Genomic DNA, 18,419 nt, shown 5'->3' with positions numbered 1-18,419 from the left:
TCATTTTCTATAGATAAAAATTTAAAATGATATTTATATCAAAAACCTATACTTTTAGACAAAATAAAAATAGCCACACAACCCGCAAACCCTTAAATATCAAGGTTTACAAGGCTATGCGGCTTTATTTGGGCATTTTAGGGGTACCCCCCTATCGAATTATGCGATTTTTCACGTGTTACCCGGACGCGGTCACCTTTTTTACCAATTGTTTTGTATAAGGTAATAATTGTTCAATCTTCTCCACAATTCGTCTTTGTTCAGCGAGTGGAGGGAGTGGGAACAAATGATTTTTTACTACTTCACCAGTGATGGCCACAAAAGTTGTTCCAGTAGCTTTTCTAATGAAATCATAATTCCACTTTTAAAGGATCATACTTTCTTTAATAGTAAAGCGTTGTACGGTGAAAATAAAAATGGACTAATTGAAAAGATTAACGCTGAGGATAATCTAAAAGTCTTTAAAAACAAAGCGTCTTTTATAGTTGCAAAAAAGGCAGTATCAAAATTAAAAACAACCGAAGATTTCAATAAGCAAATTTTCTCCAATGGATTATTGACTACAGAATATGATTTGAAGTCATATGGAAGAACGCTTTACACAGAGTTAGCAAAAAACCCTTTTTCAACTTTCTCAGATATAATGAACTTTTGTAATACGTGGGGTCTTCCGACTGGAATAACTCAATCTATCTTGGAGGAAAAACCACAAAAGGTAGATATCAATATCATGTGGATGTCCCTTCAAGATTTTTTTCACGAAGTCCACCAGTTTCAAAAAGTATTTTCTTACCTAAAAGCGCTTCTTACAGATGATTATTCGACACTACCAACGGCTCCCAGAAAGGGAGAATTTGTGGATGACCATGCAAGACGAATGTTGCATGAAAAAACAGAAGAAAAATCGCTCTTCTCCTATAAGATGAAAAGCAACATTCCTATAACAGTATTTATGGATTTATTTGATGCAGCTTATTTTTATTTAAATCTATTCATGGAGAATAAAGCGGAGATGAAAATTTGCGAAAATTATGGTCATCCCTTTGAAGTCACCCATCAGAGACAGCGTTTTTGTTCAGCCCTCCCAGGTCGTAAACGTTCTAGTTGTGAGATGGCATATAATAATAGGTTAAAGAAAGAAAAACGGAAAAAAGGAGATAAATAGCATGGCATATTTTCGAAAAAGTAGTAACGGCAAGTGGTCATATACGATTTCCCTCGGTATCGATCCATTGACCAAAGTTCAAAAACAGAAGACAAAATCAGGATTTCCCACCAAAAAGGAAGCAGTCTCTGCTGCACGGGCTTTGGAAGCGGAGGTAGAGGCTGGAACATATATAAAGGAATCAAAAATGACGTTTCAATCTTTTACTGATGATTGGATAAAGGCTTATGGTCAAAATGCCAAAGTAAGCAGCGTAAGAGCACGCAGTAAAGAATTGAAGCACTTCACTTCAGTATGGGGGCCATATCCGCTTAACAAGATAACAAGAAGGGATTATCAAAAACGGATAATCGAACTTTCCGAGCAGTACAGCAAAAATTATTTAAGTGGCATCCATGCGTGCGGCCGTTTGATATTTAAGCATGCTGTTGCGTTAGAATTTATCAAGATTAATCCTACAGAAAATATTCAGTTACCAAAGCAGCGTATAGAAGTAGAGGAAATTGAGAATCAAGAAAAAGAGATGAAGTTTTTAGAGAAAGAAGAACTTGCGCTGTTCCTGCGCCTTTGTGATATGGAAGGTTTGGATTTGGATTCTTTAATATTTACCACCCTCTCCTAAACAGGATTACGTATAAGCGAATTGCTTGCTTTAAAATGGAATGATGTTAATTATGAAAAAGGAGCCCTTCGAGTAACCAAAACACTATATAATCCGAGTAATAATATAACTAAATATCAATTACTTTCGCCCAAAACGGTAGGTTCAATTCGTACAATTCGGATTGATGATCGACTCGTAAAAATGCTTAAACGCCATGAAATCCAACAAAAAGAAATGAAATTACAATATGGCTCCGTATATGTTGATAATCAATTTATATTTGCACGAAATGACGGTCATCCTCAACTTAGAAAAGTTGTGGAAATTCGGTTAAAGCGTTTATTAAAAAAAGCAGGCATCACAAAAAATATCACTCCTCACTCATTTAGACACACACATACTTCATTATTAATTGAAGCTGGTGTCGGAGTAAAGGAGATTCAAAATCGCTTAGGGCATACCGATATAAACACCACAATGAATATTTACGCCCATATGACCTCTAATATGGAAGAAAAGGCCTCCCACCAGTTTAGCAAACTGATGAAAGACCTTCTCTAAAAACTTTGTATTCATGCTGCTATGAGCAAAAGTATGAGCATTTGCAATTTAACACCTTCAAACCCCTCAAATATCAGGGCTTTAAGATGTTTATTACATCATGCCGCCCATTCCGCCCATGCCCATGCCGCCCATGTCAGGCATGCCTGCGCCGCCAGCGTTTTCTTCTGGCTTGTCAGCGATAACAGCTTCTGTTGTTAGGAACATAGCTGATACGGATGCTGCGTTTTGAAGTGCAGAACGAGTTACTTTAGTTGGGTCAACGATACCCGCTTCGAACATGTTTACCCATTCGCCAGTTGCCGCGTTGAAACCAATGCCGATTTCTTCGTTTTTCAAGCGCTCAACCACAACAGATCCTTCAAGACCAGCGTTGTGTGCGATTTGACGAATTGGCTCTTCAAGTGCACGAAGTACAAGTTTCACACCAGTTTTTTCGTCTCCAGCTGCTTCAAGAGAAGAAAGGGCACGAACCACGTTTACTAGGGCAGTACCACCACCGGATACGATTCCTTCTTCTACTGCTGCACGCGTAGAGTTAAGGGCATCTTCAATGCGAAGCTTGCGCTCTTTAAGCTCAGTTTCAGTAGCTGCACCAACTTTGATGACCGCTACGCCGCCAGCAAGCTTAGCAAGACGCTCTTGAAGTTTTTCTTTATCGAACTCGGAAGTTGTTTCTTCCAATTGAGCACGGATTTGAGTTACGCGGCCTGCAATTTTGTCAGACTCGCCAGCACCTTCAACGATGGTTGTGTTTTCTTTAGTAACAACCACTTTAGAAGCTGTTCCAAGCTGTCCAATGTTTGCCGTCTTAAGGTCAAGACCTAGTTCTTCAGTGATGACTTCACCGCCAGTAAGGATCGCGATGTCTTCAAGCATAGCTTTACGACGGTCACCGAATCCTGGAGCTTTAACAGCTACAGCGTTGAATGTTCCGCGAAGTTTGTTTACTACTAATGTAGCAAGAGCTTCACCTTCAACATCTTCAGCTACGAGAAGCAATGGCTTGCCTTGTTGAACCACTTGCTCTAGTACAGGAAGGATTTCCTGGATGTTAGTGATCTTCTTGTCCGTGATCAAGATGTAAGGATTTTCAAGAACCGCTTCCATCTTGTCAGAGTTGGTTACCATGTATGGAGATGCATACCCACGGTCGAACTGCATACCTTCAACCACTTCAAGCTCAGTTGTGAATCCTTTGGATTCTTCGATCGTGATAACGCCGTCGTTACCTACGCGCTCCATAGCTTCAGCAATCAATTGGCCAACTTCATCGTCAGCAGCAGAGATTGCAGCAACTTGAGCGATGGACTCTTTGCCTTCGATCGGCTTGGAGATCTTTTGAAGCTCTTGAACAGCAACTGCAGTTGCTTTTTCGATTCCTTTGCGAAGAACCATTGGGTTTGCACCGGAAGTTACGTTTTTCAATCCTTCACGGATCATTGCCTGAGCAAGAACAGTCGCTGTTGTAGTTCCGTCACCGGCAACATCGTTTGTTTTGCTTGCTACTTCAGCAACAAGCTTTGCACCCATGTTTTCGAATGCATCTTCAAGCTCGATTTCTTTTGCGATCGTTACACCATCGTTAGTAATAAGAGGTGAACCGAATTTCTTCTCAAGAACGACGTTGCGTCCTTTTGGTCCAAGCGTTACTTTAACTGCGTTTGCAAGTGCGTCTACACCGCGAAGCATTGCGCGGCGAGCGTCTTCACTGAACTTAATGTCTTTAGCCATGAGTTAAACCCTCCTATAAATAGTTGAATTTTTAAAAGCTACCTATGTAGCTGTTCTGTTGTTATGCCGGTATTAGCCGATTACAGCCAATACATCCGTTTCACGAAGGATAAGGTACTCTTTACCTTGATACTTCACTTCAGTTCCTGCGTATTTTGAAAAGATGATAGAATCTCCTTGAGAGACTTCTAGTGCTACGCGTTCTCCTTGCTCAGTTACGCGGCCTGTACCTACTGCAACAACTTTGCCTTCTTGCGGCTTTTCCTTTGCAGAGTCTGGTAGTACGATCCCGCTTGCAGTCTTTTCTTCACCTTCTACAAGCTCAATCACAATGCGATCACCTAGTGGCTTTAACAAGTGAAACACCCTCCTCAAAATATTAGAAAGTTTTATTATTATTAGCACTCTGATTTACTGAGTGCTAACTCCATTTCCTATATTAAATAATTTTTTTCCACTTTGCAAGCATGACCTTAAAAATTCTCGAAAATTTTCTGAAAGGGGTATCATGCCATGTTTTCAAGCAATCTATGTTAGAATAAAGAGATACATGGGCATGCTGAAAACATGACCCAACTGAACTTGATTAAAGGAGAAATTCTACATTGACGAAGCGCTATTTATGGATCGTACTGACTTATATCCTGATGCAGCTTTCGGGCTACGTCGGCTACCCGATCTTAAACTCGCTGAACGTTCCGCGGGAACACTGGGCCGGCCTTTGGGGAACCATCAGCTTTCTCGTTGCCCTCGTAATTGTGCTCTTGCTGCTCATTCCTGACATGAAAGACCCGGCGCTTCGGGGCGGCCGCGTTTCAGGGGCATCAGCAGTCGGGTGGGCCATCGGGGGGATTTTCCTCGCCTACGGCGCACAGATTGTTGCCGGCATCATTGAAATCAATGTGTTTGGCATCAAGCAGGGATCGGAGAACACCGAGATGCTTGTCAAGATTGCCAAGGCGACTCCCTACTTTATGATCGTAACGTCCATTGCTGGACCGATTTTGGAAGAAATTATTTTCCGTAAGATTATTTTTGGCAGTCTGTATAGACGGTTTAACTTTGTCATTGCTGCTATCATTAGCTCCCTAATTTTCGCAGCTGTTCACTTCGACTTTACCCACCTGCTCGTTTATACAGCCATGGGCTTTGTCTTTGCTTTTTTGTATGTAAAAACAAAACGGTTGCTTGTTCCCATTGTCGCCCATGTCTCCATGAATACACTCGTGATGCTTGTGCAGGTGATATTCGCTGACAAGATCAATGACTTACAGGATAAGGCCGAGAAAATGCAGATGATTATTGGGGGACTTTTCTAATGAGAACATCACCATTTTTTATGAGCGGGTTGTACACGGTTATGGGTGTCCTATTCACCTGGCTCGCCATCCACTATTCGTCGGAATACGGCGTCACCGGAATCTGGACACTCATTACCATGCTCGTGGCCACATTTGATTTCGCCAACGCGATCAAATACTACCGGCTGCACCGTCACATAAAAAAATACAAGAAGTAAAAAGAAATCCGGCTGGACGTTCATTTCTCAGCCGGATTTTTTTATCTTCATGTTCCGCAAAACGTTTGGTAACTCATGGCCTCGGATGGAGGCGGCGGTGCACTGTATTCTTCCTGCTCTTTCGAATAAGCATACGGATCTTTCAGTACAGATACTAATTTCTCCATTACACTCAGATTTCCTTCTTCTGCCGCTTTAAGCGCCTCTTCCACCCTATGATTTCGTGGAATGATGGCAGGGTTATGCTTGCACATCAGGTCTTTCGATTCTTTTTGGGATTCCGGCTGCCTTTTGCGCCGCTCTTGCCAGCGCTTCTCCCATTCCTGAAAGTCCTGGTACACAAACAGAGAGAACTTTCGGTCATCAAGAGTAAGGGCGCGGAATGTGTTCGTATAATCTGCCTTTTCTTTGTGCATGATTTTCAGCAGATCGAGAATCAAAGCTTCATCCGCTTCCTCTTCATTAAACAAACCAAGCTTGCACCTCATCCCCTTCACCCAAGCGGTATTAAACGCGAGAGGATATTCCGAAAGCACGTCCTGTGCGAGCTGAATCGCCTTCTCCTGGTTGTCGTGGAACAACGGCAAAAGAGCTTCCGCAAAGCGGGTAATGTTCCAACCGGCGATCGGCGGCTGATTGCCGTACGCGTAGCGGCCCTGCACATCGATTGAACTGAAGACGGTTGCCGGATTATACGTATCCATAAACGCGCATGGGCCGTAATCAATCGTCTCCCCGCTGATCGTCATGTTATCGGTATTCATCACCCCGTGAATAAATCCGATCATCTGCCATTTGGCGATGAGTGCCGCTTGGCGCTTCTGCACTTCACGAAGCAGAGACACATACGGATTTTTATCTTTTTTGATTTCCGGATAGTGCCGTTCAATCGCATAATCGGCCAACGCTTTCAAATCTTCCTTTTCGGCAAAATTCGCACCGTATTCGAACGTTCCTACCCGAAGATGAGATGCTGCTACGCGGGTCATAATCGCTCCGGTCAATTGGCTTTCACGGTAAATCGGCTCTCCCGACGTAACAACCGCCAAACTGCGGGTCGTCGGGATGCCAAGCCCGTGCATCGCTTCCGAAATGATATATTCACGAAGCATCGGCCCAAGCGCGGCCCGTCCATCGCCTCCCCGGGAGTAGGGCGTCCGTCCGGAACCCTTCAGCTGGATATCATATCGCTTCCCGTCTGGCGTCATTTGTTCTCCGATCAGGAGAGCCCGTCCGTCCCCAAGCATCGTAAAATTCCCAAACTGATGCCCGGCATAAGCTTGAGCCAGCGGCACTGATCCTTCTGGAACCTCATTTCCGGCAAATACCTGAACCCCTTCCTCGCCCTCAACCACCTTGGCGTTTAAACCGAGAGACTCCGCCAGCGAGTGGTTCAAAACAACCATCTCAGGTGAATCCACCGGTTTTACCTTGATGATGGAGAAAAATGCTTTCGGCAATTCAGCGTAAGTATTTTCCAACTTCCACCCGACTGCATTTACTTTTTCTTGTGTCATCCTATCTCCTTCTCTTCTTCTGATTTATCTTTCATTATCAGTAAACCCGCTCTAGGTGTCCATTTATAAGGGCTATTTTCTAAGTATTCCCTTTTCGACCATGATCGACACGTTCACTTCTCTATCCTATTTTACAGCGAGGAGTTTTGGATTGGTAAAATGCCCCCATGCGGTTGATTGAAGTGCAAGGTGCGAGACTCCTCGAAAATGAACACCACATTTTCTTCGTGCGATGGATCGCTGCCGAGGCGTTCCTTGTCCAGCAGTAAAAACGGTACAGATGAGACCAGGTAGGCGTTTACGCCGGTAAGGTAGGCGTTTACGCCGGTAAGGTAGGCGTTTACGCCGGTAAGGTAGGCGTTTACGCCGGTAAGGGAGGCGTTTACGCCGGTAAGGGAGGCGTTTACGCCGGTAAGGGAGGCGTTTACGCCGGTAAGGCTCAGCGCCCGCCCACGGATATCAACTACCCTCAAAGGCACCAATGATCACCAAAACAAAAAAACACACCCTTTAGTCGGGATGTGTTTCATTCAGCTCCAAATCAAGTCTGGCTTCTTCTTCCGCTCTCAGCCTCTTTTTGTAGGCGTTGGCTGAGATCATGATGCTGATTTCGTACAGAATGATCAGTGGAACGGTAATGGTTAAATGTGAAATCAATTCAGGCGGGCTGATGATCCCGGCAATAACAAGAATGCCGAAATACGAAAACTTCCTGATCTTCCTCAGGAACTGTGGGGTGATCAGACCGAGCCTCGTCAGGAACATGATGAGGACCGGGAACTGAAACAGCAGCCCGAACGGCAGGATAAGCCCAAATAAAAAAGAAAAGTATTCGTTGATCCCGTACTCCCCTTCGACGTTCAGGGAATCGGCAATGTTCGACATGAAGTGAACCACCATCGGGAAAAGAATGAAATAGGCAAAAGACAGGCCGGCCGCGAACAATAGGAACGAAATAGGAATGTACGAGAGCGTGACCTTTCTTTCATTCTCAAATAGACCCGGGCTAATGAAGGCCCAGATTTGGTAGAGCCCTACAGGAAGTGTGAGCAGAAGTGCAATGATAAATGAAAAATCAAAATACACTTTCAGCGGGTCCGTTAGATTGAAGGCGTTCATTTGAATGTCTTGTGCCACAGGATCACTTTGCAAGTATACAATGACGGGTTTGGCAAAAAAGAGACCTACAACCATAAAGATAAAAAAGAAAGCCGCCGTGATGATGATGCGGTTTCTTAATTCTCCCAGATGATCATAGACCGACATGTTTTTTTCTGTCATGATGTTCATCCTAACTGCTACTTCTGTTCGTGCGTTTTAGAAGACTCTTTCTCTTTCTTATCATCATCGTCCATGAGCCCTTGTGTGGCATTCTTGAACTCTCTTAGCGTTCTTCCTGCTGCACGTCCGAGTTCCGGAAGCTTTTTCGGTCCAAACATGACTAATGCTGCCGCTGCAATCACAATTGCACTGCCTGTTCCAATCATCCCAGTTCCTCCTTCAAGTAATTTGAACTTCTATATTTCATCTGACGGATAATGCTTCATAAAATAAATCAATGACTGTAATTCCACAGCCAGGTCAATATGGTGCACCCTGATTTCAGGAGGCAAGGTCAGGCGCGCCGGCGTGAAATTTAACAGGCCTTTAATCCCCGCATCAGCCAGCTTGTCCGCCGTATGCTGGGCAACACCGACCGGTACGGTCAAAATGGCCACCTCCACATCACTTTCCCGGAGCTCATCGACCATATTGTCGATCGAATGAACCGGAACTCCCGCTACTTCCTTACCAACCTTGTCCGGATCCACGTCAAATGCGACCTGGATGACCGTATTGTTGTTTTTAATAAAGTTATAGTGAAGGAAAGCGGTACCTAAATTCCCGACGCCAATCAAGGCAACCTTCGTCACTTCATCCTGATTAAGCGTTTTCCGGAAAAAGGATAACAGGTAATTCACGTTATAGCCATATCCTTTTTTTCCAAGTGCGCCAAAATAGGAAAAATCCCTTCGGATGGTTGCTGAATCTACTTTTACTGCTTCGCTTAGCTCTGCCGAGGATACACGCTGCTTTCCGGAAATGGAAAGGTTCTTTAAAAAGCGGTAATACAGCGGCAGTCTCTTCGCGGTTGCTTGCGGTATCTTTATCTGTTCTTGAGTCATTTTGTAGCCTCCACAATTCAGAAAGCTTATCTATAGTTTATCATATTTTTTACTTGGAACGTTGAAAATCCCCGTTTTTTCCCCCGGTTTTACTCTGAAGATAAGTCGGTCCAATGACCATTCCTTTATCAACCGCCTTGCACATATCATAAACGGTCAGAGCAGCAGCACTTGCCGCCGTCAAGGCTTCCATTTCAACCCCGGTATTGCCCTTTGTTTTCACCGCTGCTTCAATATGCAGCCGGTATCCCTCGTCCTCTTTTTCCCACTGAAAGGAAATATCCACACCCGTAAGAGCGAGCGGATGGCACATCGGAATCCAGTCGGAGGTTTTTTTGGCCGCCATGATGCCGGCCACCTGTGCCACAGCGAGCACATCTCCTTTTTTGAAGGAACCTTCGGTGATCTTTGTGTAGATTTCCGGATTCACAAAAATCGAGCTGTGGGCCACAGCGGTGCGGACCGTCACATCCTTGTCCGAAATATCCACCATTTTTGCTCGTCCCTGTTCGTTAAAATGCGTAAAAGATCCCATATCCTACTCCTTCTTCCTAAAATATACACGATCTTATTATAGAATGGCAGTTGCTTCTTCTCTCAATATATAACAATATGTTGAACATTGATTAGTTGCCCGGCTTTGCTTTTGTAGGCTACACTAAGAGTAGACAGATTACAGCAAAACAGGCGTAACCCCGTGCATTTTTTGTCGTTTGCACCCCGTCTGTTTCCTGATGTTTTGTTGACAGGAATTTGAGGTGACGTACAGTGATTATTTTGCAAGTGAATGACTTAACAAAATCGTTTGGGGCTGACCCTATTTTATCGAATATTAAGCTCGAAGTCCAAACACGCGACAGAATCGCGCTTGTTGGAAGAAACGGAGCGGGCAAATCCACGCTGTTGAAGATCATAACGGGCGACCTGTCCTATGACTCCGGACAGCTTATTATGCCAAAAGGAGTCAAGGTGGGCTATCTCGCACAGCACACCGGCCTTGAATCAAGCCTCTCTATCTGGGATGAGATGCTGAGTGTGTTTGAACCGCTTCGTAAAATGGAAAGACAGCTGCGCAGCATGGAAAGCCGCATGGGCGACCCTGCGCTGATTGAAGACGAAAACAGCTACAATAAACTCCTAAAGGAGTATGACGAGCTGCAGATCACATTTAAAGAAGCGGGAGGCTATCAGTACGAAGCGGAAATGCGGACCGTCCTCCACGGGTTTCAGTTCGCAGACTTTGACCCTGCAACACCTGTCGCAACCTTAAGCGGCGGACAGAAAACACGGCTGGCCCTGGCCAAGCTGCTCCTTACCAAGCCGGATCTTTTGATCCTTGATGAGCCGACCAACCATCTGGACATCGAGACGCTTTCCTGGCTGGAGCAATACCTGCAGTCCTATCCGGGCGCCATTCTGCTCGTATCCCATGACCGTTATTTCCTGGACAAAATCGTAACGACGGTCTATGAAATTACCCGGCATCGCTCCTTCAAATACAAAGGAAACTACACGCAGTTTCTGGAGCAGAAGGCCGAGCGGCTCGCGCTCGACATGAAGGCGTACGAAAAGCAGCAGGACGAAATCGCCAAGCTGCAGGACTTTGTCCAGAAAAACCTGGTTCGTGCCTCCACCACCAAACGTGCGCAAAGCCGAAGAAAACAGCTCGAGCGTATGGAAGTGATGGACAGGCCGCTCGGTGATGAGAAGTCGGCTTCCTTCATGTTTGATATTGAGCGGCAGAGCGGGAATGACGTGCTGAAGCTTGAACATGTGGCCACGGGCTATGAGGACGGAGTGCCGCTCATCACCAACATCAATTACGATGTATCCCGTCAGGATGCGGTAGCGCTTGTCGGGCCGAACGGTATCGGCAAGTCCACCCTGCTGAAGGCCGTTTTAAAACAGCTGCCACTCCTTGACGGCACCATCCGGTACGGAGCCAATGTGAAGATCGGCCATTACGAGCAGGAGCAGGCCAACCTGAACTCCCGGAAAACCCTGCTGAACGAGCTGTGGGATGAATATCCGGACAAAACGGAAAAAGAGATTCGCACCGTTCTCGGAAACTTTCTGTTTAGCGGTGACGATGTACTAAAGCTTGTCAACGAGCTGAGCGGCGGCCAAAAAGCACGGCTCGCTCTTGCCAAGCTGATGATGCAAAAAGCGAATCTGCTTCTTCTGGACGAACCGACGAACCACCTGGACCTCGACAGCAAGGAAGTCCTCGAGCAGGCATTGATCAATTATCCGGGAACGATCGTCTTTGTTTCCCATGACCGTTACTTTATCAACAGGATCGCAACAAAGGTCGCCGAACTGTCGCGCACCCAAATCACAAACTATCTCGGTGACTACGATTATTATGTGGATAAGAAAACAGAAACGAGAGAACGGGAAGAATACCTGAAAAAAAGCCAGGAAGCCTCTGCCCCTTCCGCCAAAACAGATGAACCACCCATCGGCAGCTATCGTCAGGATAAAGCCGCCAAACGGGAAGACCGGAAACGCCTGAGAAGGATTGAAGAAATTGAAGGCCTTCTTGAAACCCTTGAAGCACGCCAGGCCGAGCACGAAGAAGCCTTGTGCGATCCTGAGATCTTTCAGGACTATGAAAAAACGCAGGATCACAATGAGCAGATCGAGGCACTGAGCGCCGAGATGGAACAGTTGATGGAAGAATGGGAACAACTTCAAGAAGAGAATTAAAACAATGGCCAAGTGCCATTGTTTTATTTTTTAAACAATTCACAGTATCCACATACTTATACACATAAAAACAGGAGAAAAATCCACAATTCACACACTTATGCACATTATCCACAGGTCGATTGATAGTTATCCACAGAATTTTATACACAGCTGGAATTCGTGGTTTTTCTGCTTTCATTTTATTTACACACAAATTCGTCTGACCTGTGGATAAGTTTGTCCACATCCACAATGAGGAGCAAAGAACAATAAAATCCCTTCTTACCTGTTGATAAGAAGGGATTTTCTCGATTTATTGAGCTTCCAGATCCAGGCCCGGCACGCCATTGAGCGCCCAGTCGGCTCTTTTGCCTTTTTGATAAGCTACACTGCCCGCAGCACCAATCATCGCTGCGTTATCTGTGCATAAGTAAAGCGGCGGAACGACAAGCTCCTGTGGAAGATCCGAGAAACGCTCTGCCAGCGCCTTGCGCAGTCCCTGGTTCGCCGCTACACCACCAGCCAGCAACACTTGCTTGACGTCATATTCCCGTGCGGCACGTGCGGTTTTTTCCACAAGCACTTCGACGACGGAAGCCTGGAAACTTGCGGCCAGGTCTTCTGGTCGGATAGTTTCTCCGCGCTGGGCGGCATTATGAACCGTATTGATCACAGCCGATTTAAGTCCGCTGAAGCTGAAGTCATACGAATCCGGCTCAAGCCAGGCCCGAGGAAGCTTCAGCACCGGTTCCCCGTTTTGTGCGAGCTTATCGATATGCGGACCTCCCGGATACGGAAGGTTGAGCGTACGAGCTACTTTGTCATAGGCTTCTCCCGCTGCGTCGTCCCGCGTCTCGCCAATCACCTCAAATGATCCGTGCTCTTTCATCAGAACAAGTTCGGTATGCCCTCCTGAAACTACAAGGGCCAAGAGTGGAAACTTCATTTCAGTGATCAGGCGGTTAGCATAGATATGACCCGCAATATGATGCACCGGCACCAGCGGCAGACCATGAGCAAACGCCAGCGCCTTGGCTGCGTTCACTCCGATCAAAAGCGCTCCGACAAGCCCCGGACCTTCCGTTACCGCCACAGCGGTCACGTCGTCCATCGTCAGCCCTGCCTGCTGTAATGCTTCCTCCGTCACGACCGTCATCTGTTCCACATGATGGCGTGAAGCTATTTCCGGAACCACCCCGCCGAACCGTTTATGGCTTTCAATCTGTGAAGCCACAACATTTGCGAGAATCTCGGTGCCGTTTTTGATCAGTGCCACAGCTGTTTCGTCACAGCTCGTTTCAATTGATAATATGATTTCATCTAGTTTCATTAAAGCATCACCCACATGACTAACGCGTCTTCCCCGTTGTCGCTGTAATAATTTTTTCGGATACCGCCATCCTGGAAACCGAGCTTGCGGTATAAATTCTGTGCCACATAATTGGTCACTCTAACCTCAAGGCTCAGCCTTGCTGCACCATACCTTCCGGCCAGATGCATCGCCTGGCGCATAATCGCTTCTCCGAGCTTTCTGCCCCGGTATTCGGGACGGATCGCCACATTGGTGATATGCGCATCATCAATGATCACCCAGACACCGCAGTAACCAACCGTCCTGCCGTCTGCCTCGATCAAAAGATAATAGGCAAATTGATTATGCACAATCTCGTTGTAAAACGCCTCCTGCGTCCAGGGCAGCGTAAAGGAAGCATGTTCAATCTCTATAATATCCTGAAGATCATGAACCGTTGCCAACCTGTATGTGAACGTCTCCTCCATGTTTCGCACCTACTTTTTCTGAGCTGCCAGCCAATTGGCTTCCGCTTCTGCAAGCTGAAGGTAACTCGGCACAAAATGATGAACCGGTTCCGGCTCGCGTTCCATACCGATTCTACCCAATTCGGACGGGCGTGGATTGTGGTCCGCAGCGCTTCCAAACACCGCCTGTTCGCCAAGCTCCTCGGAAATCCGTTCCTTGTGTAGATCAAGGTCATTCCCTAAAAACAGAACCGGCTGATCCAGCTTTTTCAGCTCGTTTAACCAGTTCTCCCGCAACACCAGACGATCCTCCTTTACCGTTTGGAACTGTCCGTCTTTTTTGCCATACAGCCCTGTATACAGCTGGGCGCGTCTGGCATCAAACAGCGGACAGACATACCCGCCAAAATACTTGCCGTTTTGCGCGACCACTTCCAGGCTTGAGACCCCGACTAGTTCTTTTTTCAGCGTCCAGGCCATCGTTTTGGCGATGGTTACCCCGATTCTTACACCGGTATAGGAGCCCGGCCCTTTCGCTGTAATAATCCGGTCCAGCTCGGCCGGCTTTACGTTGGCTTCTTTCATGACGTCATGAATCGCCGGCATCACCCGAACAGAATGATTTTTTTTTAAATTAGTAATATATTCACCGATCACTTTTTCGCCATCCAGCACCGCAATTCCCATTACGAGGTTGGAGGTGTCGATCGCCAGAGCTTTCATTCTTCTAACTCCTTACATACCTTAATAAACCGTTCACCGTCAGGAGTAAACTTTAATTCCCTTGTCTCATCTCCCGTACGCCGGATATCAATAGTTAATCGTTCTTCCGGAAGACGGTCGGCAATGAACTGTGCCCACTCGACCACCGTTACTCCTTCGCCTTCAAAATACTCCTCAAATCCGAGATCCTCGTCACTGTCTTCCAGCCGGTACACATCCATATGATAAAAAGGCACGCGCCCATTGTATTCTTTAATGATCGTGAAGGTTGGCGAATTGACGACCCGTTTAACTCCGAGACCCTTGGCCAAACCCTTGGTAAAGGTCGTTTTGCCCGCACCCAAATCTCCTTCGAGTGTCAGAACATCACCGGCCTGAAGCAGGGTTCCGAGCTTTTCCGCCAGTTCCGCCGTCTCTTCAGGAGAGGTTGTACTTATTATTAACTGTTCCATGTGATGCACCTCTATTACGAAAAATGATTGTATCCCGCCTTCAATAGTGGTTCCACGTGTGATCCCTTTTTAAGCCGCACACCGGGCTCCCCGCTGGAAACCTCGCCGATGACGGTTAACGTATATCCCCCCTTCTTACAAGCAGCTTCTGCCTGTGCAAAGTCGTTTGGAGACATCGTCCCAATCAGCTTATAGTCCTCTCCGCCGAAAAAGATCCATTGATCCTGTTGATCCTCGGGGTACATCTGGAGAACCGGACTCCTGGGAAGCTTGTCATGAAAGAGGGTAAGAACTGCACCGCTCGCTTCGGCAATCTCATTCGCCTCGCTTGCCACACCGTCACTAATGTCATTCAGCGACACCCGTTTGTCGGAGGCAGCCAAGATCCGTCCCTGCCCCACATGCGGCTCGGGAAGCTGGTGCGCTTTTACGAGTTGTTTTTCTTCCGCGGTAAAGGGACCTGTTAACGACCGTTTCAACAACAGATCCAGGCCGCCTGCCGAATCACCGACAGGCCCGGATAAAAACACCACGTCACCCGGCCTGGCATTGCTTCTCAGCAGTTTTCTGCCGGGCTCCACTTGCCCCATGATGGTAACCGACAAAACAAGCGGCCCTTTGGTCGAAACCGTGTCCCCGCCAATCAGGTCCATATCGTAGGCTTCTGCTAAGTCAGCCATCCCTTTATAAACCTGAGAAAGGTCCTCTTCCTCCCAGCTAGACGGAATCGCAATGGAAACCAGATAGTAGAGCGGAACACCGCCCATGGCCGCAATATCACTGATGTTGGCAGCCAGTGACTTATAGCCCACATGATAAGGGGTCATCGTCTCACTCGTGAAATGGATACCTTCCACCATCGTGTCCAGGCATACAATCTGATCCCACGATGAACCTTGAACAAGGGCCGCATCATCGCCGATTCCCTGTATGACAGACGACTGGCGGTGGCCAGCCGGACTGATTGTTTTAATCCACTCAAACTCATCCCGCATCGTATGTACCTTTCCTTTGCGAATTTGATTTGAACATTTTTAACTTATGAAAAAACCCTAGGCATCTGAGATCCTAAGGGTTATGTGTCTTTTATTAGTTTATCTTATTTCACCGAAAAAACCTATTTTTACATAAAAAAACACGAAACAAATTGTTTCGTTTACGTTTAAAAGATGGCGGACCCGACCGGGATCGAACCGGCGATCTCCTGCGTGACAGGCAGGCATGTTAACCGCTACACCACGAGTCCATTGGCTATATTTCTTGACTGTGATGCCAGAAATTAAAATTGGTTGCGGGGACAGGATTTGAACCTGCGACCTTTGGGTTATGAGCCCAACGAGCTACCAGACTGCTCCACCCCGCGATGATAAAAAGTAATTCATTTGTATGTCCGAGTCGACAATAATAACTATATCATGGAATTCGTTTTCATGCAACCCTTTTTTCCCTTTTTTTAAGGAAGTTGCACGCCAGCGTAATCGCTGGCATACAACTGATTCTTATTATGCCACTTTCGTCTCATCTTTATTCTTTTTATGAAGCCCTTTTCCATAATAAAAGGCTACAAGCCCCAAGATCCAAATTGGACCGACGATGAGCGCAATACGTGTATCTTTGAAATATCCCATGATTCCGAGTACCATCAGCAAGAAGGCTAAAGCAATATACGAACCGTAAGGCCAGAATGGCGTCTTGAACTTCAATTCCTTAAGCTCGTCCGCTGACAATGACCTTCTGAACTTCATTTGAGAAAGAAGAATCGTTCCCCATGTCCAGATTGCACCGAATGTAGAGATACTTGTGATCCATACAAAAACGGCTGAACCCGGGAACAAGTAGTTAAGCACTACCCCAATGAGCAAAGCCCCTGCGGAAAGCAAAATGGCCTTTGATGGAACACCTTTGGAGCTGATCTTTTTCAGCCCTTTAGGTGCCTGCTCCTGCTGTGCCAGGTTAAACAGCATGCGTCCCGTACTGAAAATACCGCTGTTACAGCTGGAGAGGGCGGCTGTTAACACTACAAAGTTGATAATACCTGCTGCTTGAGCGATACCAATTTTCTCAAATGTAAGCACAAACGGGCTTCCTGTTGTCCCAATTTCATTCCATGGATAAATGGACATGATGACAAACAAAGCACCCACGTAGAATAATAAAATTCTCCAGAACACGGTGTTAATGGCCCGTGCCAATACCTTTTTCGGATTCTTGACTTCCCCGGCGGTTACACCGATCATCTCAATTCCCAGGAAGGCGAACATGACCATTTGCATGGACATCAAGATACCTTTAAAGCCGTTTGGCGCAAAACCTCCATGTGACCAGAGGTTGCTGATTCCAGTCGCAATTCCGTGATTTCCAAACCCAAAGAAAATAATACCCAAACCAGAAATAATCAAAGCGATAATGGCAACAATCTTAATCATGGCAAACCAGAATTCAAATTCACCATATGCTTTGGCGGTAATTAAGTTTACCGCAGCCATAATAACGAGGGCTGCAAGTGCCCAAATCCAATTCGGCACGTTCGGGAACCACTTCTCCATATAGATCCCCACAGCCGTAATCTCGGCCATACAGGTAACGACCCATAGGAACCAGTAATTCCACCCGGTGATATAGCCGGAGAGCGGCCCGAGGTGATCCTTCGCATATCGGCTGAAAGAACCGGCAACCGGGTTGTGAATTGCCATCTCCCCAAGTGCACGCATAATAAGAAACATAACGGCTCCTGCAATGGTATAGGCTACAAGAATGGCCGGACCAGCGAGCTTAATCGCACTGGCTGAACCCAAAAATAACCCGACACCAATTGCGGCGCCCAGTGACATTAGCGTAATATGTCTTGATTCCAATCCACGATGAAGTTCCTCTTTTTGCTTCATTTCATGTTGTCCTCCCTGCTTTCAAATTAAAGCGCTTTCATGCTTATACTATCATATAGTATGTAATTCGACAAACCCATTCATTTAATGAGGATATCTCCCTATCCCTTGATAAATAAGGGTTTCTTTCGCCTCCGCCTCTATGATTATACAGCTTATTAACCAAAAAGAAAATTGAATATATACAAGAGACGATGGGGCAACTTTGCCTCCCATTTTAGTGGGTTTTTAAAAAATAAGGAGACTAATTAGGGGGTTTTTTATTAAGTTGATGCTCTTTTGTGGTCCGTTTACTCTCTTTGGAGAAGATACTTGGAAAGAAAAAGGACTAATTAGGGGTTTTTTGGTGAGGGCAAAGCTGGAACGCGGGAGGGTTCGAGGATTTGAGGCTCTGCTGATCCCCTGGTGGCTAGGATACTTGCGGTTCGACCTGATTTAGTTGCGGGTTGGCCTCTCTTACTTGCGCTTCGACATGATTTAGTTGCGGTGATCGGGAATTTAGTTGCGGTCCGACACGATTTACTTCCATATCACGTCATTTTCATCTTTGGACAAAACAAAAAAGCACCGCTGATTTCTCAACAGTGCTTAATTTTTGCCCGGCAACGTCCTACTCTAACAGGGGGAAGCCCCCAACTACCATCG

General features: G+C 46.3%; 21 protein-coding genes and 2 tRNA genes. 6 read left to right on the top strand and 17 right to left on the bottom strand.

The annotated features are described in order from the left end of the window. Positions 1 to 178: 178 nt before the first annotated feature. Positions 179 to 319, bottom strand: coding sequence for a restriction endonuclease subunit S domain-containing protein (locus AS030_RS24880; RefSeq protein WP_205728281.1), 141 nt, complete (start codon positions 317 to 319; stop codon positions 179 to 181). Between AS030_RS24880 and AS030_RS21070 the strand changes: the two genes are divergently transcribed. Genes AS030_RS21070 through AS030_RS24460 form a run of 3 tightly spaced genes read left to right on the top strand, consistent with a single transcriptional unit; the run spans position 287 to position 2,330 of the window. Next, the gene (locus AS030_RS21070; protein WP_061975440.1) at positions 287 to 1,165 is read left to right on the top strand and encodes a hypothetical protein; all 879 of its coding nucleotides are present in this window, start codon (positions 287 to 289) and stop codon (positions 1,163 to 1,165) included. The genes AS030_RS24880 and AS030_RS21070 overlap by 33 nt on opposite strands. A 1-nt stretch (position 1,166) precedes the next feature. Continuing rightward, entirely contained in the window at positions 1,167 to 1,787 is a 621-nt protein-coding gene (locus AS030_RS24465; RefSeq protein WP_240482450.1) for an Arm DNA-binding domain-containing protein, read from the top strand. Positions 1,788 to 1,799: 12 nt separating this feature from the next. Further along, complete coding sequence (locus AS030_RS24460; RefSeq protein WP_276203877.1) at positions 1,800 to 2,330, top strand: site-specific integrase; 531 nt, start codon at positions 1,800 to 1,802, stop codon at positions 2,328 to 2,330. Between the two features lie 93 nt (positions 2,331 to 2,423). On the opposite strand, the gene groL is transcribed toward AS030_RS24460, so the two are convergent. After that, positions 2,424 to 4,064: a chaperonin GroEL gene (gene groL / locus AS030_RS21060; RefSeq protein WP_061975438.1), complete on the bottom strand. Its 1,641-nt coding sequence runs from the start codon at positions 4,062 to 4,064 to the stop codon at positions 2,424 to 2,426. 72 nt (positions 4,065 to 4,136) lie between these two features. Continuing rightward, complete coding sequence (gene groES, locus AS030_RS21055) at positions 4,137 to 4,421, bottom strand: co-chaperone GroES (RefSeq protein WP_061975437.1); 285 nt, start codon at positions 4,419 to 4,421, stop codon at positions 4,137 to 4,139. A gap of 248 nt (positions 4,422 to 4,669) precedes the next feature. Between groES and AS030_RS21050 the strand changes: the two genes are divergently transcribed. Both AS030_RS21050 and AS030_RS21045 read left to right on the top strand, forming a co-directional pair. Further along, positions 4,670 to 5,383 carry a CPBP family intramembrane glutamic endopeptidase gene (locus AS030_RS21050; protein WP_061975435.1) on the top strand — a complete coding sequence of 238 codons (714 nt, stop codon included), beginning with the start codon at positions 4,670 to 4,672 and terminating at the stop codon, positions 5,381 to 5,383. Next, positions 5,383 to 5,583 carry a DUF4305 domain-containing protein gene (locus AS030_RS21045; RefSeq protein ID WP_061975433.1) on the top strand — a complete coding sequence of 67 codons (201 nt, stop codon included), beginning with the start codon at positions 5,383 to 5,385 and terminating at the stop codon, positions 5,581 to 5,583. Before AS030_RS21050 ends, AS030_RS21045 begins: the two co-directional genes overlap by 1 nt. Positions 5,584 to 5,630: 47 nt before the next feature. On the opposite strand, the gene AS030_RS21040 is transcribed toward AS030_RS21045, so the two are convergent. From AS030_RS21040 to moaC, 6 genes are all read right to left on the bottom strand, one after another. Then, positions 5,631 to 7,100 (bottom strand): protein adenylyltransferase SelO, encoded by a 1,470-nt coding sequence (locus AS030_RS21040; protein ID WP_061975431.1) that lies wholly within the window; start codon positions 7,098 to 7,100, stop codon positions 5,631 to 5,633. Between the two features lie 131 nt (positions 7,101 to 7,231). Next, complete coding sequence (locus AS030_RS21035) at positions 7,232 to 7,579, bottom strand: hypothetical protein (protein ID WP_061975429.1); 348 nt, start codon at positions 7,577 to 7,579, stop codon at positions 7,232 to 7,234. A 31-nt stretch (positions 7,580 to 7,610) separates the two neighbouring features. After that, positions 7,611 to 8,381 (bottom strand): twin-arginine translocase subunit TatC, encoded by a 771-nt coding sequence (gene tatC, locus AS030_RS21030; protein WP_061975427.1) that lies wholly within the window; start codon positions 8,379 to 8,381, stop codon positions 7,611 to 7,613. Positions 8,382 to 8,398: 17 nt separating this feature from the next. Then, positions 8,399 to 8,587 carry a twin-arginine translocase TatA/TatE family subunit gene (locus AS030_RS21025; protein ID WP_061975425.1) on the bottom strand — a complete coding sequence of 63 codons (189 nt, stop codon included), beginning with the start codon at positions 8,585 to 8,587 and terminating at the stop codon, positions 8,399 to 8,401. A gap of 30 nt (positions 8,588 to 8,617) precedes the next feature. Next, positions 8,618 to 9,265, bottom strand: a complete 648-nt coding sequence (locus AS030_RS21020; protein ID WP_061975423.1) for a redox-sensing transcriptional repressor Rex — start codon at positions 9,263 to 9,265, stop codon at positions 8,618 to 8,620. A 49-nt stretch (positions 9,266 to 9,314) separates the two neighbouring features. Beyond that, a complete protein-coding gene (gene moaC, locus AS030_RS21015) occupies positions 9,315 to 9,800 on the bottom strand; it encodes a cyclic pyranopterin monophosphate synthase MoaC (RefSeq protein ID WP_061975421.1) in 486 nt (161 codons plus the stop codon). 233 nt (positions 9,801 to 10,033) lie between these two features. On the opposite strand from moaC, the gene AS030_RS21010 reads away from it, so the two are divergent. Then, positions 10,034 to 11,974 (top strand): ABC-F family ATP-binding cassette domain-containing protein, encoded by a 1,941-nt coding sequence (locus AS030_RS21010; RefSeq protein WP_061975419.1) that lies wholly within the window; start codon positions 10,034 to 10,036, stop codon positions 11,972 to 11,974. A 295-nt stretch (positions 11,975 to 12,269) separates the two neighbouring features. On the opposite strand, the gene tsaD is transcribed toward AS030_RS21010, so the two are convergent. From tsaD to AS030_RS20970, 8 genes are all read right to left on the bottom strand, one after another. Continuing rightward, positions 12,270 to 13,286, bottom strand: coding sequence for a tRNA (adenosine(37)-N6)-threonylcarbamoyltransferase complex transferase subunit TsaD (tsaD, locus tag AS030_RS21005; protein WP_061975417.1), 1,017 nt, complete (start codon positions 13,284 to 13,286; stop codon positions 12,270 to 12,272). Further along, a complete protein-coding gene (gene rimI / locus AS030_RS21000; RefSeq protein ID WP_061975414.1) occupies positions 13,286 to 13,735 on the bottom strand; it encodes a ribosomal protein S18-alanine N-acetyltransferase in 450 nt (149 codons plus the stop codon). The genes tsaD and rimI overlap by 1 nt, the downstream gene beginning before the upstream one ends. Before the next feature lie 9 nt (positions 13,736 to 13,744). After that, positions 13,745 to 14,437, bottom strand: a complete 693-nt coding sequence (tsaB, locus tag AS030_RS20995) for a tRNA (adenosine(37)-N6)-threonylcarbamoyltransferase complex dimerization subunit type 1 TsaB (protein ID WP_061975412.1) — start codon at positions 14,435 to 14,437, stop codon at positions 13,745 to 13,747. Beyond that, complete coding sequence (tsaE, locus tag AS030_RS20990; protein WP_061975410.1) at positions 14,434 to 14,889, bottom strand: tRNA (adenosine(37)-N6)-threonylcarbamoyltransferase complex ATPase subunit type 1 TsaE; 456 nt, start codon at positions 14,887 to 14,889, stop codon at positions 14,434 to 14,436. The genes tsaB and tsaE overlap by 4 nt, the downstream gene beginning before the upstream one ends. Positions 14,890 to 14,903: 14 nt before the next feature. After that, positions 14,904 to 15,884, bottom strand: coding sequence for a thiamine-phosphate kinase (gene thiL / locus AS030_RS20985; protein WP_061975408.1), 981 nt, complete (start codon positions 15,882 to 15,884; stop codon positions 14,904 to 14,906). A 175-nt stretch (positions 15,885 to 16,059) separates the two neighbouring features. Continuing rightward, positions 16,060 to 16,135, bottom strand: a tRNA-Asp gene (locus AS030_RS20980). 40 nt (positions 16,136 to 16,175) lie between these two features. Next, positions 16,176 to 16,252: transfer RNA gene (locus AS030_RS20975), tRNA-Met, on the bottom strand. A 139-nt stretch (positions 16,253 to 16,391) separates the two neighbouring features. Further along, positions 16,392 to 17,774 (bottom strand): amino acid permease, encoded by a 1,383-nt coding sequence (locus AS030_RS20970; protein WP_061975406.1) that lies wholly within the window; start codon positions 17,772 to 17,774, stop codon positions 16,392 to 16,394. Positions 17,775 to 18,419: the final 645 nt, after the last annotated feature.

It is taken from the genome of Fictibacillus enclensis (assembly GCF_001457035.1).
Taxonomy (GTDB): Bacteria; Bacillota; Bacilli; order Bacillales; family Fictibacillaceae; genus Fictibacillus_C; species Fictibacillus_C enclensis.
The sequence above is the reverse complement of the archived record's forward strand: the minus strand, read 5'-3'. Positions and strand labels throughout refer to the sequence as shown.